Below are 16,926 nucleotides of genomic sequence, written 5' to 3'. Positions count from 1 at the left end.
CCTGCACAAAAGGATACCGCTCCTATCCCTCATGTCACAATCATTTTCATAATAAAACCATGTGTTCAGGGATGCATCAAAAATTTAAATTAAATAAGTATTTTAGCACATAAACAACACTAACCAAATAAACAACAATACATTATGGAGACGCCTAAAAAAATCAGTACTACTGAAGAAAAAATAAATTCGTTACGAAACTCTGTGACAAATAAAATAAAAGTTTTAACCCACAAAGGGAAAAAAAATAAAATAGGAGCTTCTGCTGCACAAATCTGTATTATTATTTTCTCTGTAGCTACTCCTATTTTAATTGGATGGAAAACAACAGACAATACAATGCTCACTAATATAGCCCTCATTTGCAGTGCAATTACAGCCGGCGGAAATATGCTCTTCAACTTTTTTGATTATAAAGATTTGTGGATAGAATATAAAATTTCAAAAAATGAATTCATAACCCTCCTTGCTGAACTAGATTATTTAGAAGCATCAGGAATTGAAAACATAAAGCATGAACAAATTGATTTATTGTTTCAAAAATATCTGACCATCTGTTTAGAAATAGGGAAGAATTATCGCAGAATTCGATCAACTAAAAATAATAACGAAAACAAAGCATAAAACTAACTATTAATCAATTCTTTAGACAAAAAAGCAGCCCGAAAAATTAGAAATCAATTCCAAAGCCTTTTTTAAAATATACTTTTCTTCAATTATTTTCTCGATTAAATCTCTATTTCCGTTTGAAAATTTATCATAAAAATATATTTTAGCCCTGTCCCGAAAACAACTAAACAACCTATGAAAAACTTTAAAAAGCAATTCTTTTTCGTTCTATTACTTTTGACACTTATTCCTTATTCTGGTACTTGCCAACAATACAGGAATGCTGTACAAATGCCAACCCAGCAAAATACAATTATTGTCAATAAAATTATTGAAGCCACTAATTACAAAACTTATTTTGTAGATTATTGCCTCAATAAGATAAATGAAACTGCTAACAAGGAAAAATGGAATGAACAAAAAACTTTGGAAATAACAGAAACCATCAATTTCAGAAACTTCCGTGACGCTGTTTATAATTTATTTGCGTTTCACGATGAAATAGAGTTGGAAACTCTTTTAAAAACTTACCAAAAAGACAAAATATACCAGACTACAAATATCATGACAACCAACAAGGTCCTTAATTTTAACCTTGATATATATGCCAGGGATATTGTGAAGGGGAAATACCTTTTGAAATAAGGTTCAGAAATACAAAATAACAAAGGTTCAATGATTTCTATTCAAAAAATCATTGAACCTTTTTAGATTTTTGAAGTGAATACGAAAACCTCAAACTTGAAACAAAATTTACTTCTTAGGTTTAAAAACCAATTTTGTTGATGTTTTTATAATCTCCTCTTTGTTCAGTTTCATTTTTCTAAACTTTCCTGCATTGTACATTTCTGCCTGATCATCATAATGTTTACTAAACGGATTTCCTGACTGCCCCGTTGGTAAAATACTCCAACTGTTTTCTACATCACCAAAATCAACAATCCTCCTTGTTGAAGGGCCGCCTTTGACATAGTACTTTCCTTCCTCATTATATCCAAAGAACAAATTATTGATTACTTCATTTGAACCTGAAGAATTAAACGGACCAACATTAAACAATTTTCGAAGTGCTGCAACTTTGCCTAACGGATGTTCATGTTCTACGGTGTGTACTTTTCCCCAATTCCAATCTGAAATATTTTCTCCTAACTGATTTTGCAATGCAATAACAACATCATGAAATGATTTTGAAACAACATCTTTTCTTGTCTCTTTTACATTTTTTGTTTTTATATTATCCCACCAAACCGAGTTTTCGTTTTTTATTTGATTCGCAATAACTTGTTTCCCTAAAGAAATCCCTAAAAACAAATTGAAGTTGTCTTTACCCATTTCGTCTTCAAATGTATTTTTCATATACAGATAAATCCATTTATTGTAAATCGTTGGAGCAACATCTTCCAAATTAGTTGTTCCTTTCCAGGATTTTAAAACTTTCAAAATTTCTTTTTCAGTAGTAGAAAGTGGTTTATTATCTAAACTTGCCATTAAATTTTTCGAAACCTCAACCGCAACATCAGAAGTATTATCAAAAATCATTTTGCCAATGGCCTCTTTATCCCAATCTGATTTTGCATCTAAAATCCCTGAAATTCTCTTAGCACGATCTTCCGGGAGGTAATATCCTGGGTATAAATAACCATTATCGATAGCTTCGGGCTGATTGTTTGCAGAATATACATAGCCCCATTTCGGATTTTCAGCTGATGGATTTTCTTCAAAATCTAAAAACTTCGTAATATCATCTTTTCCGCTTGAGCCATCTAAAATCAAATGTGTATTAACGCCTTCATTGTGTCGGTACAATTTTCCACTAGCCCACCAACCTACATTTCCTTTGACATCCCCGTACATTACATTTAGTCCTGGCGAAGCAATCAAACTAACAGACTTTTTAAAATCGGTTGTATTTTCAGCATGAGAAAGCCCATAAGCCGCGTCCAGAATCTGAATTGGCTGATGCGTATAAGTCCACAACATTGCAATTGGATTTTTCTTTTCTAATCGTTCCATAAAATCATTCATGATTGGCCCATGACGGCTCGATTTAATTGTCAGAACCACATCTGAAGAATCTTTTACTTTAATTGTTTTCTTTCTGATTTCATATTTTGTAAAACCAGTTGGTGTTTGATATTGACTTGCATCATCAGACTTATTTTTTTCCTGATAAAAATCGATATCGTCATTTTCAAACATTGTTAATCCGTAGGCATAATCACGATTGTGTGCCAATAAAGGAAACGGAGTTCCTGCCAGATAACAACCGTATAATTCAAACTTCGGCGTTACCAAATGCGCTTCGTACCAAGTAGCAGGCTGCGAAAATCCAATATGCGGATCATTTGCAAAAATAACTTTTCCAGTCTTCGATTTATGAGGACTGACAACCCAACTGTTACTTCCAACAAATGGCGGAATCGGAGATTGATCCAACATTGCCGAAATAGATTTTGAAATCTCGCTGTATTCTTCTGCTTTCTCTTTTGAAATTTTAATTCTCGTGTTATTAAATTCTCCTTCAATACCTAAATCTTTCAAATAAGCAACGCCATATTTATTTTTAATATCTGTTAATAATGGATCTGTTTTCTGAGCCATCGCAAAACTAAAAGACATGTATCCAAAAATATTATAAACGTCTTTTATGGTAAATTTTTGCTTTTTTACTCCCACCAAGGTAAATTCTATTGGTGTAACTCCTTCATCCAGATATTGATTAATTCCATCTAAATATGCCTCAGTTAGTTTATAACTTTCATTGTTTTTATCCAATTTCGCAATGGCTTTAGCAGAAGATTCATCGATTCCAATGCCTGCAAAAAACTTATCATTTTTAAGTGCCACCGTTCCAAAAATTTCGGATAATTTTCCCGGAGCAATTCGGCGAAGCAATTCCATCTGCCATAGTCTTTCCTGCGCATGAACGTATCCCAGCGCTGTCATCGCATCTTTTTCAGAATCTGCATAAATGTGCGGCACTCCAAAATCATCAAAATAAACTGTAGTTTCTTTTTGCAGATTTTTTAATTGAATTTCCCCTTCGTATTTCGGTTTTAAATGAAAAATATAACCACACAAACCAATTGCAAGCACAATAACCACAACCAATAAAGTCAAAAGAATTTTTTTAAGTATTCTCATATTAAGCAACAAGTATAAAAGATGAATTTGAAATGATATAACGAAATTACAGAATGATGTAATAAGCATTCCTTTTTTTAAATCTAAATTTATGTATTTAAAATTAATACTATAAATGTCAGTCTATAAAAAAATAGCGATTGGAGTAATTTCTATGTTTATTGTTGTGATTTTGACCAATATTGGTCTGAATTACTGGATTAGAAAACAGCTTCCGATTATTATTCACGAAAAAAACAAAACGGCTTATAATATCAATTACGAAAAAATTGAAGTTTCTCTTTTTTCCAGAAATATCTACGCACAAACTTTATTGGTAAATCCGAAAAACGAGCCAAAAGACAGTAAAAATGGGCTTTTTACCAAAATAGAATCTATTACGATAAAACATTTTAATATTTGGGATTTGGCTTTTCGTGATATTATTCAGGCCGAAAGTATTATCATTAACAAACCCCGAGTGATTTTATATAAAAAAGGCGAAAAACTTTTAAACAACAGCAAAAGTATCAAAAACGAAATCGTCGAACCATTCCGAAAAATCGTTGGTGTTTCGAATATTTATCTCAATGACGGAACTATCGATGTTGTTTCTTTGAATACCGAGAAACCAATTTTTAGCATAAAAAAAATCCTTCTGAAACTGGAAGGAATTCTAATAACTGATGCTACTTTAAAAGAAAAGATTCCGCTTCAGTATAAAAGTTATGCTTTAGTCTGTGATAGTTTGTTTTATCGTCCGAGTGAGTTTTATCATATCACAATTGGAAAAATCAGCACCGAAAAGAACTTTATGAAGATTAATAATTTTGCTAATATTCCGCAGTTTAATCGTCCTGAATTTGTAAAAAGACTAAAAACAGAAAAAGATATTTATACGTTAAAAGTAGATTCGGTCAGCATTCAAAAAATGGATTGGGGTTTTAAAGATGATCGTTTTTTCTTTAAAGCCAACTCCATTGTAATGAATCATTTTGATGCGAATATTTACCGAGGGAAAATGCCAAAAGACGATTTGAGTAAAAAATATCTTTACAATCATCTACTTCGAAATATAAAATTCCCACTTCAAATTGACACACTTCAAGTTTTGAAATCAAAATTGGTTTACGAAGAAGAAATAGATTTTTCTAAAGGTCCGGGAGTTTTAACTTTTGATAAATTCAACTTGCAGGCAACCAATCTTCGAAGTGGTTTTGGCCTGAAAAAAACCGATGACGTAAAAATCAAAGTAAAAACCATTTTCATGAAAAACTCTCCGCTTGATGTGGATTGGAGTTTTAATGTTCTGGACAAAAACGATGGTTTTCATATTCAGGGTGTAATCTCCAATTTTGATGTTTCGGCAATGGGACAATTCAGTAAACCGTATATGAACGCTTCATTTAATGGAACTTTCCATAAATATCGCTTTAATTTCTACGGAAATGATAATATCTCAAAAGGAAATGCATCGCTGGATTATGATGATCTAAAAGTGAAATTATACAAAAAGAAAGATCCAGAGAAAGAAGCCAAACTTAAATCGGCAATTGCTAATTTATTAGTCAAAAATGACTCGAAAAACAAAGCCAAAACCGCCGATGTTGAACTCGAAAGAATTCAGGAAAAATCATTCTACAACTTTTTATGGCGAAGCATTGCAGAGTCTTTGAAGAAGATTTTGATATAAGTTTATTAGCCACGAATTCACGTATTTTATTTAAAATGATTGGGTAAATAAAACAATCTCCGAATTACATTAATTTACACTATTTTTTCTAAGAAGCATTATAAAAAATAATTCGTGAATTCGTAGCGATAAAAACTTTACCCACAAACCTGACAATTATCAGGTTTTAGAAAAATGCTTTTTTCAATATTTGTCTTTATTTTAATTGGAAGACAAATGACAAAAACGCCTTTACACACTTTTCACATTCCGGTAATGGGGCTTGCGTACACGATTGACAGTCCGATTCGTGTAGCGCAATACGGGATTTCGTCTGTTATCGCACTTGCTGATGACGACTTGATTGAAAAGATGCGTAACTTTTATAGCACTAAATTCAATATCCCTTACGAAGAAATTACACAGAAATTTCACGATTACCGAGCAGAAAGAATTACTTCTTATCTCAATTTAGTTGACAAAATTGTCAAAGAAAAATTCGAAAGCTTCAAAACCGAATTAGTGGAGAGCAAAACTGCTCTTGAAAATTTCATATCGATGTTGCCAAACACTTCGGACATCAAAAAAGGTTTTCAGAATTTAATAGATGACGGAATTGCATTTAAAGAAAACATGCAGCATTATATCGAATCAAATCTTTTTCCCGGCGAAATTGATGTGAACATTATGACAAAACTGGACAAAGATAACTTCGTGAAAAACGAACAGCTTCCGATTGAGTTTAACGATGCCCATGCCGCTTTAAGAGGTTTTGCAAATAGTAATTTGGCATCTTCAGTTGTACTTTCAGCCGGAATGAACCCAAGATTGTTTGGCTATTTCGAAAACTTTAAAGATTTTTTTCCGAATAAAAATAATGAGCTTAAAAAGAAAATCATTCTAAAAGTAAGCGATTTTAGATCGGCAATGATTCAGGGAAATTTCCTTGCAAAAAAAGGACTTTGGGTTTCAGAATACCGAATTGAGTCAGGATTAAACTGCGGTGGTCACGCCTTTGCCACCGATGGACTTCTTTTAGGTGCCATTTTAGAAGAATTCAGGCAAAAAAAAGAGCAATTAGTACAATCTGCTCATGATTTAATGATTAAAGCTTTACAGGTAAAAAATCAAGCTTTCCCAGAAAAGCCTTTAGATTTAAAAATTACAGTTCAGGGCGGTGTTGGAACCGCAGAAGAACATGAGTTTTTACTGGATGAATACAAAGTAGACGCTGTTGGCTGGGGATCACCATTTTTATTGGTTCCTGAAGCTACTTCTGTAGATCAGGAAACTCGTAATTTATTAATGAATGCCAAAGAAGATGATTTTTATTTAAGCAACATTTCGCCTTTGGGAGTTCCGTTTAATACTTTGAAAGGAACGACAAACGAATTTTTAAAGCAAAAAAGAATTCAGGAAAACAAAGCAGGAAGTTCGTGTCCAAAGAAATTTTTAGCTTTAAGCAAAGAATACGATCCACATGGAATTTGTACTGCATCAAAAAAGTATCAGGATATAAAGCTAGAAGAATTAGAAGCAAAAAAAGATTCTTTATCTGCTGACGAATTCGAAAAAAGTAAAATCAGGATTACCGAGAAATCATGTTTGTGCGTAGGTTTAGCAAATGCTTCTTATCTTGAAAATGATATCAAAATAAAAGGTCAGGCACAAGGTGTCGTAATTTGTCCGGGCCCAAATTTGGCTTATTTTGATCAGGAAGTTTCTTTAAAAGATATGATTCATCATATTTATCAAGGAAAATCAATTATTAGAACTGAACGCCCAAACTTGTTTATAAAAGAGCTTAAAATGTATGTTACTTATTTTAGAAATGAAATTCAGTCTATTTCTGGAGAACTTACAACGGCTCAGCTTAAAAAATGGAATACTTTTAAGTCTAATCTGTTAGATGGAATTGAGTATTATAAAAATTTATTTGAATCGACGACAGTCTTTAAAGGTGACCTTGATCAACTCGATTCTTGCAAATCAGAATTAGTTGGCATTAAAATTCCCGCTTTAGAATTTATTTAAAATTGAAACCCCCAAATTAGAATCTAATTTGGGGGTTGTTTTTATCTATAGAATAACTACTCTTTCTTATTGTTTTTGCTATCAATAACAGCTCCAGTTCCGGTTCCTACTGCGGCTCCGGCCAAACCGCCAATAATAGCACCTTCCCCTTTTTTCTTACTTACAATTGCTCCAGTCGCAGCACCCACTCCTGCACCAATTACAGCACCTTTAGCGGTTGCACTCCAACCTTTCTTTTTAGCCGGTGCAGCTGCTGTTGCGTCTTGCTGATGTACTACAACGACTTTCTCTTTTTGAGCTTCAATCTTTTCCTCATTTAATTTAGCCATTTCAGTCTTCATTGAATCGATAACCCGTTGTTTGTTAATTTCAACTTTCATTGAATCAATACTGGCTTGTTTGGCTTTATTGATATCTTCTTTGCTTTGCTGTTGGCAAGAAGTAAAAATTATTGCTACTAATAAAATGTATAAGCCTTTCATGATTATAGTTATTTAAATTATACACTACAAAATTCGAAAGATCTGATATAATGTTTATTACAGAATTTTTTAGAAAATTTATATTATTAGCAGATTTTATGATGTTTCTCATTTATGTCATTTCGACGAAAGGAGAAATCACACTCGAGATTCGACAAAGATTGACGACATGCTTTACGGAGTTTCTAGTGTGATTTCTCGTTCCTCGAAATGACAAACTAATGTTATTTACTTCCCTAAAATTCCTTTTTTAAGAATCTGTCCAAAATCGTACATGTCTTCATAAGAGCAATATAACGGAACTGGAGCCAGACGAATTACGTTTGGTTCACGCCAGTCTGTAATAACTCCGTTTTTCATTAAATAATCAAATAAAGCTCTTCCTTCTCCGTGAAGAAAAACAGATAACTGCGAAGCTCTTTCTTCAGGATTTGAAGGTGTGATGATTTCAAAAGTACTTTCGACTTCTTTATCAATTTCGTGAAGGATAAATTCTAAATAAGATGTAATATGATCACGTTTTTTAATTAAAGCATCCATTCCAACCTCAGCAAACATTTCTACTGAAGCTAAATAGGAAGCCAAAGATAAAACTGGAAGGTTACTAATTTGCCAGCCATCTGCACCATGAACGGGATCAAATGTTGGTTCCATTTTAAAACGCCGTTCTTTATTATGTCCCCACCAGCCAGCAAATCTTGGCAAATCTGAATTATGATGTTTCTGATGAACAAAACATCCAGATGCATTTCCAGGACCTGAATTCATATATTTATAACTGCACCAAGCAGCAAAATCTACATTCCAATCGTGAAGTTCTAATTTGATATTTCCAGCAGCGTGAGCTAAATCCCAACCTACTTTTGCACCAACTTTTTGTCCTGCAGCAGTTATGGTTTTAATATCAAAAACTTGTCCGGTATAATAATTTACTCCTCCAATTAAAACCAAAGCAAGTTCGTCTCCAACTTCTTCAATTTTTGCCAAAACATCTTCTAAACGAATATTATGTTCTCCTTCACGGCGTTTGATTTCTACAATTGCATCTTCTGGTTTATAACCATGAAAATTCACCTGACTCTGAAACATATATTGATCTGATGGGAAAGCTTTTTCTTCGCAGATAATTTTGTAACGTTTTCCTTTTGGCTGATAAAAAGAAACCATCAGTAAATGAAGATTTACTGTCAAAGTATTCATCACCGTAACTTCAGACGGAAGCGCTCCCACAATCTTACTCAATGGCTCGGCAAATCTTTCCTGATAATCCCACCAAGGTTTCTCTGCATAAAAATGACCTTCTACAGCAAGTTCTGCCCAGTCATTGATTACTTCATCAATATAAGCTTTGGTACGTTTTGGCTGTAATCCCAATGAGTTTCCAGTAAAATAAATTACTCTTTTGTCATGTACTTTTGGAAAAATAAATTGCTCCTGATAATGATTCAATGTGTCTTGTACATCAAGTTGTTTCGCGAATTCGCGTGTATTTTGAAAAGTCATTGTGTTTTTGTTTTGCCTGCTAAAATAACAAAAATTGTTTGTTTTGTTTCAGGTTTAAAGTTTCAAGTTGAAATGCTTTGCGTTCTTTTACATTTTTCAAACACAAACTAAGCAAAAAAAACTTTGCTCCCGATAGCTCAATCTCATTAAGTTAAACTTGATTTTTTTCTCGCAGAGGCGCAAAGACACAAAGTTTAGAACGATTTTGTCTGCATCTTCGCTACTTTGCGAGAGTTAGATTAAGGAAAATCTTAGAGGGAAACTCTTAACTTAATGACATTACACGATAGCTATAGGATTGTGGTCAAAATTTCATAACGAACATCAAACCTGAAACCTTAAACTTGAAACCATTAAAAACCAAAAGACCCGACAGGTTATAAAACTTGTCGGGTCTTTTTATAATATGAATTCTAATTAAAGAATTAACATCGCATCTCCGTAAGAATAGAATTTGTATCCTTCTTTGATCGCTTCTTCGTATGCTTTTTTCATTAAATCGTGACCACAGAAAGCAGAAATCATCATTAACAATGTTGATTTTGGTGTGTGGAAATTTGTAATCATACAGTTTGCAATACTGAAATCGTGAGGAGGGAAAATAAATTTATTTGTCCAACCTTCGTAAGGATTTAAAGTATTAGCAGAAGAAACAGAACTTTCGATTGCACGCATAGAAGTTGTTCCAACAGCACAAATACGTTTTTTCTTTCCTTTTCCTTCGTTTACAATATCACAAGCTGCTTGAGTAATAATCAATTCCTCAGAATCCATTTTGTGTTTAGATAAATCTTCAACCTCAACTGGGTTAAAAGTTCCTAAACCTACATGCAAAGTTACCTCAGCAAAATTTACTCCTTTTATTTCTAATTTTTTCAAAAGGTGTTTTGAGAAGTGTAAACCAGCAGTTGGTGCCGCTACAGCTCCTTCTTCTTTTGCATAGATTGTTTGGTATCTTTCTGCATCTTCAGGAGTAACATCTCTGTTGATGTATTTAGGAATTGGAGTTTCTCCAAGTTCTGTCAATTTATTTCTGAATTCTTCGTAAGAACCATCGTATAAGAAACGTAAAGTTCTTCCACGAGAAGTTGTATTATCAATTACCTCAGCAACTAAAGAATCGTCATCACCAAAGTAAAGTTTGTTTCCGATACGAATTTTTCTGGCCGGATCAACTAAAACGTCCCAAAGACGTTGCTCAGAGTTCAATTCTCTTAATAAGAAAACTTCAATTCTAGCTCCCGTTTTTTCTTTGTTTCCGTACAAACGTGCAGGGAAAACTTTTGTATTATTAAGAATTAAAACGTCCCCGTCATCAAAATAATTGATAACATCTTTAAACATTTTATGTTCGATCGTATTTTTTTTACGGTCAATTACCATTAAACGAGATTCATCTCTGTTTTCTGCCGGGAATTCAGCCAAAAGTTCTTTCGGTAAATTGAAATTGAAGTGTGATAATTTCATATTTGAATTATTGATTTTAGAGTGTAGCTTTTAGATTTGTTTATCTAAAAATTTAAATCGGATGCAAATATACGATTGTGAGATAGGCGTTGTCAAGTGTTTTGACGTTTATTTTCAAAAGTCCTTGATTTTGTGAGGTTTCGAGAACCACTAAAAATGTGTTTTTTGAACCATATAAGTAATATAAGTTCATATTAACTAGAGTTTCTTAAATACTGGATTTTTACATATTAAACCTAACAGGTTTTAAAAACCTGTTAGGTTTGCTTTTAGAAAGACATAAAAAAACCTCTGATTGAAACCAGAGGCTATATTATTAAGCTTTATTTAAATGAACTTATATTACTTATATGGTTCAAAAAATTTTACAATTCTGAAATTTGAAAGTTTAATGCTTTTAGATCGCTCCAAAAATCCGGGTATGATTTAGAAACTACTTCTGCATCATCAATGATAATTGGAACTTTGATTGCTAAAGGCGCAAATGCCATTGCCATACGGTGATCGTTGTATGTCGCAATATGCACATCGTGATTAATATTTGCTGAACGCTCTAAAGTCAGACTGTCATTAGTCACAGAAATATTGGCTCCTAATTTTGTCAACTCAATTCTTAGAGCTTCAAGTCTGTCTGTTTCTTTAATTTTTAAAGTGTGAAGGCCAGTCAAATGACATCCAATTCCTAAACCTAGGCATGTTACAACAATCGTTTGAGCAATATCTGGCGTATTATTCAATTCAAAATTCACATCCTGATAATTGAAACCTGCCACTTTCTCCAAAGTCATTTTGTTGTTTTGGAAAGTCGTTTTCACACCCATTTTTTCGTAAAGAGAGACCAATTCTGAATCTCCCTGAAGACTGTTTTCTTTATAACTACTTAAAGTAATTTTTGCAGCATCTGATAAAGCAACAAGACTGAAGAAATAAGAAGCTGAACTCCAGTCAGACTCTACAACCATTTCTTTTGATTCAACAGATTCTTTTGGGTAAACTTTGATCACATTGCCTTCAAAACTCGTTTGAATATCTAAATCGTTTAGCAGAGCCAAAGTCATTTTGATGTATGGAATCGAAGTAATTTCTCCTTCTAAAGTTAATTCTAAACCATTTTCTAATTTTGAAGCCACTAATAAAAGAGCCGAAATATACTGGCTGCTTACATTGGCAGCCAACGTAACTTTTGATTGTGTTACTTTTTTTCCTTTGATTCGAATTGGCGGATAACCCACTTCTTTTTCATAAGAGATCTCAACACCTAATTGTGCTAAAGTATCAACCAAAATTTTGATTGGACGTTCTTGCATTCTGCTAGATCCTGTCAAAACTACTTCTCTTCCTTCGCTTACAGCAAAATAAGCAGTTAAGAAACGCATTGCAGTTCCGGCGTGGTGAATGTCTACAATTTCGTCATTCCCAATTAATGCTTTCTGCATTACTTCGCTGTCATCTGAGTTTGAAGTATTGGCTAAAGTAATATTTGGGAATAATGCTTTTAGTAATAATAAGCGGTTTGTTTCGCTTTTAGAACCTGTGATATTGAGTTGCGAATTATCAATTGTAAATGGTGAATTCGTCGTTAATTTTAAATTCATGATATTAGTTATGAGTTGTGAATTATGAGTAAATATAATTCAGGCTCGCAATTTAACACTCCTCGCCCTTAAATCAAAATCTACGCTGATATTTCACAATTATTTCAATTTATCATTGTTTTTATGACGATCTTTATCTCTAACCGATTTTAAGTCCATTTTTTTATCGAAAGCTGCTTGCAAATCGATTCCCGTTTGATTCGCCAGACAAAGAACTACAAAAACAACATCGGCTAATTCTTCACCTAAATCTTTGTTTTTATCACTTTCTTTTTCAGATTGTTCTCCGTATCTGCGGGCAATAATCCGGGCCACTTCACCTACTTCTTCTGTAAGCTGAGCCATATTCGTTAACTCATTAAAATAGCGAACACCGTGTTCTTTTATCCAGGTGTCAACGTCTAATTGTGCATTTTTCAAATCCATCGTTATACTTTTTTAAGAACAATTTTCTCGTTTTGACTGACGATTATTTTCTGAAAAAACTCTTTTAACATATCATAATCTTCTGCTGCAAAAATAGGTTTGTTTATTTCTTTTATAACCTGAATTTGTATTTTATTTTCATTCGAGACAGCATTCATCAAATAAGAGGCTTCCTTGTTTTCAAGCGAAATTCTCTTAGGTTTAGGCATAGATTCTACTATATAGCCTTCAGGTACTTCAAAAGAAATATTATATACATACTGGTGTGGGTAACCAAAATAAACAGACGCTTGTCTTTGCTCCTGTACAAATGGGTTCTTAGCGTCTGTAAAGAAAAGTAATGGCTTTAAAAATATTTTTCCATTAATGATATCATACGGGCTGTTTAATGTAAAGCTAAGGTTTTCAATAACAGGTTTTGATAAATCCTCTTTTTTATTTTCGATTGTATAAGCCGTGATTTCACTTTTATTTAAATCATTTTCTAATTTTTCAAGATAAGAATCTTCACTTTTGCCTGAATTTATTTCTCTAAAGTTAAATGCCGAATAATCTGATCTTTTTATTCTCAGCTGCCCTTCAATTTTTCCTAAAGCGGGATTTATCGCTGCTGTTAAATTATAATTATCTTTAGAAGGCACTGAAGTAATCATTTCTATTTCTTCCGACGAGCCATCTTCTTTAATAAGTCTTCCTTTCCAGTTCAAAAGATTTAACGGCAAGATATTTGGCACTGTGAGCTTATTTGTTGCATCTAATAAAATTTTCTTACCGCCGATTTCAGTCTGGGCAATGACATAATTAAAAACCGTTCGGTTTGGAAAAACAGGTATACCATTTTCAAGTGTACTAACCAAAACCGGATCTGCATTGATACCGGCACTTTTAAGCATTGCAATCAGAATAAAATTTATTTCAGCAACATTCCCGGTTTTGGCTTCATATGCTTTTTTAACGCCTTTGTCTACATAATAGCCTTTTTCCTTGTTCCAGTTCATTTTATTCTGCACAAACTTAAAAATTACATTTAGACGTTCTTCATGAGAATCGACATTTTGTAACAGCCCTTTTAAATCATTTAAAAAATAATCCTTTAGTTTGAGCTCCTCTCCAAAATCTTTATTTTTATAAATTGTAGTTGCAACACCTTCCCATGTGTTTGTATAGTCTACAACCGGCATATCGGGAAATCTTTTTCTTTCTAATTCGTTTTGTATCGAACCTCTGTAGTTTTCTATATTATCAACAAATTTTTCATTCCTGAGTGGCTGAATATCCTGAGAGGTATACAAACTATTAATCTGTTTATAACCACTTGCATAAACTTGTCTGCTTTCAACAACTTCTGCATTCGCTTGAATTTTTGTAGTTCCTATTAGTAATGATTTGTAAATAAAAAACTCCGGGATTTCGGTTTTGTATTCAAAAAAATTAACAGGAATCTCATATTGGAAATCAAAATCAGGAAGCCTGACAATGTTTTCTGATTTTAGAATATATTTAAATTCTATAACTGAACCTGCTTTTACGTTCGGCAGTGTTATTGTTTCCTGATTCCAGTATTTATTTATTTTATTCTTAAAATGTCCTTCGCTGTCTAATTTTGTTTTTACAATTATTCCGTTTTCCAAATTATAGGTCACAGCGTTTGAAAATTTAACACTGTCATCGTCCAGATTTTCATATCCTACATAATAGGAAACTTTTTGATTTGCCCAGCTTAAGCCTTCTATCTTATAAATTTTGATTCTGAATTCATATACATTATTAACCGTAAAACCTCTCTCGGATGAATAGGTAAAAAAAGTTTTTCCCCGTTTAAATAAAATTGCTGCTGCAGCTGCAGTATCTTTTGGATGAACTTTTTCTTCTAATTCAGCAACTGTTACTTTTCCTAACTCATAATTTTGAGCTTTGGCAATAATAGAAGTAAGAATTAAAACTATAGAAATAATTATGGTACTTAATTTCATTTTCTAAATTTTCTTTAAAACAATTTTCTCACTTTCCTTGGCAATCATTGTTTTATAATATTCTTTAAGCATTTCATATTGTTCTGTAGAAAAAATTGCTTCATTAATTTGATGTGAAACACTCATTTGAAGAGTGTTTTCACTGGCTGCAATGTTAAACTTGAAAGCCCCTAGATCTCCTTCCATATTCATAGCCGCAGGAACCGGCAAAGTTTCAATCTCAAATCCATCCGGAATTTTAATTGTTATGTTGTATTTATCTAAAAAAGGAAAGCCAAAATCAACCGGATACTCTCTTGTTTCCTGATTGAAAGGATTTTTTTCATCGGCAAAAAACAACATTGGAGATACATAAATTTTATCCCCTATTTTTTCACATAAATTTGAGCCGGTAAAGGAATAGGTTTCAGAAACCGGTAGAAGCAGTTCTTTTTCATTTGCCCGGCTGTATTCACTTATTTCTATTTTGTTATTATCATTTTCCAGTTTTTCCAGATAAGCTTCTTCTTTTTGTTCACTTATATTTCCTCTGAAAATCATAGCATTATAATCTGAACATTGTCTTTTTGCTTTTCCGGTAATTTTACCATCAGCATCAACGCTATAATTCATAAAAACAATATCACTCGATGGTTTTTTAGGCATTAATGCAACTTCATCTGAAGATCCGTCTTTTCTGATTAATCTGCCATACCAATTTAAAGCTCTAGTAGGCAAAACATTCGGTACAGAAAAATTATCTGTTGCATCTAATAAAATATTTCCTTCTGGTGTTTCAACAGCTCCTATCACATAATTAAAAGCTGTTCTGTTTGGAAACAAAGCAATTCCGTTAGATCTTGTACTCACCAAAACCGGATTAGCCGTTAAACCTGCATAACGTAACATTGCTGTAAGCATCAAATTAATTTCTGCAACATTTCCTGATTTTTCCTGATATGCCTTACGTACCCCTTTTTCACACGAATAACCATAATATTTATTCCACTTCACATTTGATTTAACATGGTTGAAAATAATTAATATTTTTTCCTCAGGTTTTGTAACTCCTGCCAATAGAACCTTTAAATCGTTCTCAAAGTAGCCTGTCTTGTTTAATTCAGGGCCAAAATCACTGTATTCATAAATTGTCTTTGCAACTGAATTCCAATCGGTTGAAAAAGTTTCCATAGGACTGTTAGGATACTTAACCATTGAAAGTTCCTGTTCTAAACTTGAGGTATAATTATCTATATTATTAACATAGGATTCCTCTTTCATTGCTGGTAAATCCTGAGCAATATAGGTTGTTTCTGTTTCCATATAATCAACCTTATCTGTATAAAATGTAGTTGTAGTAGGCCCTATCCCTTCAGATCTTTCTTTACTGTTAATCATTATTGATTTATTGTTTCTTTCTGAAGTTACTTTAGGAAAAATATATCCTTTTTGTCTGACATTAAAAGTAAAATATTCAGGTATATAGGTTGCATACTCAGAATAATTTACCGGAATACCTGTTTGAAATGCCCACTCTCTCATCATTCCTATGTTTGGTGATCTAACTGTATAGCTAAATTCTAATACAGACCCTTCTTTTACATTAGGCATTGTAATTTTTTTTCTTGATCTGTATTTATTCACTTCTTCATTAAAAACTCCATCACTTTTAAGCTTTGTCTTTTCAATTTTTCCATTTACTAAATTATAAGTATTCACATCTGAGAAATCAACTTTTTCTCTCGAATCATTACTGCCAACATAATACACAACCCCTTGGTTTGCCCAGTCATACCCCCCTTTTTTATAAATTTTGATACGAGTGTCTACTTGTGTCACTAAAATAAATCCATCATTCGTATCATATTCAACTCTAGCTTTTCCTTTTTTATATAATATTGCTGCTGCAGCCGATGAATCTTTCGGGTGTACTTTTTGCTCTAATTCTGCAACAGATACTTTTCCTAATTTAAATTCCTGTGCAGTTGTTTTGAAAAAAATAAAGAATAGAAATAGAATTCTGAAAAATTTAATAGACTTCATTTAATTAGTTTTTGATTGGT

At 32.8% G+C, this 16,926-nt stretch carries 12 protein-coding genes; 4 read left to right on the top strand and 8 right to left on the bottom strand.

Annotated features, from left to right (window positions below; all coding sequences use genetic code 11):
* The first annotated feature begins 144 nt into the window (after positions 1–144).
* Together GWR14_RS16300 and GWR14_RS16295 are read left to right on the top strand one after the other, a co-directional pair.
* A complete protein-coding gene (locus GWR14_RS16300; protein ID WP_163410135.1) occupies positions 145–624 on the top strand; it encodes an SLATT domain-containing protein in 480 nt (159 codons plus the stop codon).
* Positions 625–804: 180 nt separating this feature from the next.
* Positions 805–1,254: a hypothetical protein gene (locus tag GWR14_RS16295; RefSeq protein ID WP_163410134.1), complete on the top strand. Its 450-nt coding sequence runs from the start codon at positions 805–807 to the stop codon at positions 1,252–1,254.
* A gap of 108 nt (positions 1,255–1,362) precedes the next feature.
* On the opposite strand, the gene GWR14_RS16290 is transcribed toward GWR14_RS16295, so the two are convergent.
* Entirely contained in the window at positions 1,363–3,753 is a 2,391-nt protein-coding gene (locus tag GWR14_RS16290; RefSeq protein WP_163410133.1) for a penicillin acylase family protein, read from the bottom strand.
* 115 nt (positions 3,754–3,868) lie between these two features.
* Here GWR14_RS16290 and GWR14_RS16285 point away from each other — a divergent pair, with 115 nt between their 5' ends.
* Complete coding sequence (locus tag GWR14_RS16285; RefSeq protein WP_163410132.1) at positions 3,869–5,425, top strand: hypothetical protein; 1,557 nt, start codon at positions 3,869–3,871, stop codon at positions 5,423–5,425.
* A gap of 216 nt (positions 5,426–5,641) precedes the next feature.
* Positions 5,642–7,438: a hypothetical protein gene (locus tag GWR14_RS16280; protein WP_163410131.1), complete on the top strand. Its 1,797-nt coding sequence runs from the start codon at positions 5,642–5,644 to the stop codon at positions 7,436–7,438.
* A 56-nt stretch (positions 7,439–7,494) separates the two neighbouring features.
* On the opposite strand, the gene GWR14_RS16275 is transcribed toward GWR14_RS16280, so the two are convergent.
* The 7 genes from GWR14_RS16275 to GWR14_RS16245 all read right to left on the bottom strand — a co-directional run bounded on the left by GWR14_RS16275 (position 7,495) and on the right by GWR14_RS16245 (position 16,906).
* Positions 7,495–7,920 (bottom strand): YMGG-like glycine zipper-containing protein, encoded by a 426-nt coding sequence (locus GWR14_RS16275; RefSeq protein WP_163410130.1) that lies wholly within the window; start codon positions 7,918–7,920, stop codon positions 7,495–7,497.
* Between the two features lie 228 nt (positions 7,921–8,148).
* On the bottom strand, positions 8,149–9,423 hold the full coding sequence (gene kynU, locus GWR14_RS16270) for a kynureninase (protein WP_163410129.1): 1,275 nt from the start codon (positions 9,421–9,423) through the stop codon (positions 8,149–8,151).
* A gap of 417 nt (positions 9,424–9,840) precedes the next feature.
* Positions 9,841–10,890, bottom strand: coding sequence for a tRNA preQ1(34) S-adenosylmethionine ribosyltransferase-isomerase QueA (gene queA, locus GWR14_RS16265; RefSeq protein WP_163410128.1), 1,050 nt, complete (start codon positions 10,888–10,890; stop codon positions 9,841–9,843).
* 365 nt (positions 10,891–11,255) lie between these two features.
* A complete protein-coding gene (locus GWR14_RS16260) occupies positions 11,256–12,485 on the bottom strand; it encodes a 3-phosphoshikimate 1-carboxyvinyltransferase (RefSeq protein WP_163410127.1) in 1,230 nt (409 codons plus the stop codon).
* A gap of 99 nt (positions 12,486–12,584) precedes the next feature.
* A complete protein-coding gene (locus tag GWR14_RS16255) occupies positions 12,585–12,911 on the bottom strand; it encodes a nucleotide pyrophosphohydrolase (RefSeq protein WP_012022600.1) in 327 nt (108 codons plus the stop codon).
* 2 nt (positions 12,912–12,913) lie between these two features.
* The gene (locus GWR14_RS16250; protein ID WP_163410126.1) at positions 12,914–14,884 is read right to left on the bottom strand and encodes a DUF3857 domain-containing protein; all 1,971 of its coding nucleotides are present in this window, start codon (positions 14,882–14,884) and stop codon (positions 12,914–12,916) included.
* A gap of 3 nt (positions 14,885–14,887) precedes the next feature.
* Positions 14,888–16,906 (bottom strand): DUF3857 domain-containing protein, encoded by a 2,019-nt coding sequence (locus tag GWR14_RS16245; protein WP_163410125.1) that lies wholly within the window; start codon positions 16,904–16,906, stop codon positions 14,888–14,890.
* Between the last annotated feature and the right edge of the window lie 20 nt (positions 16,907–16,926).

Origin of the sequence: Flavobacterium ajazii (genome assembly GCF_010614725.1) — a bacterium.
In the GTDB taxonomy this organism is placed as follows: domain Bacteria; phylum Bacteroidota; class Bacteroidia; order Flavobacteriales; family Flavobacteriaceae; genus Flavobacterium; species Flavobacterium ajazii.
Note: the sequence above shows the minus strand (reverse complement) of the source record. Positions and strands in the feature narration are given on the sequence as shown.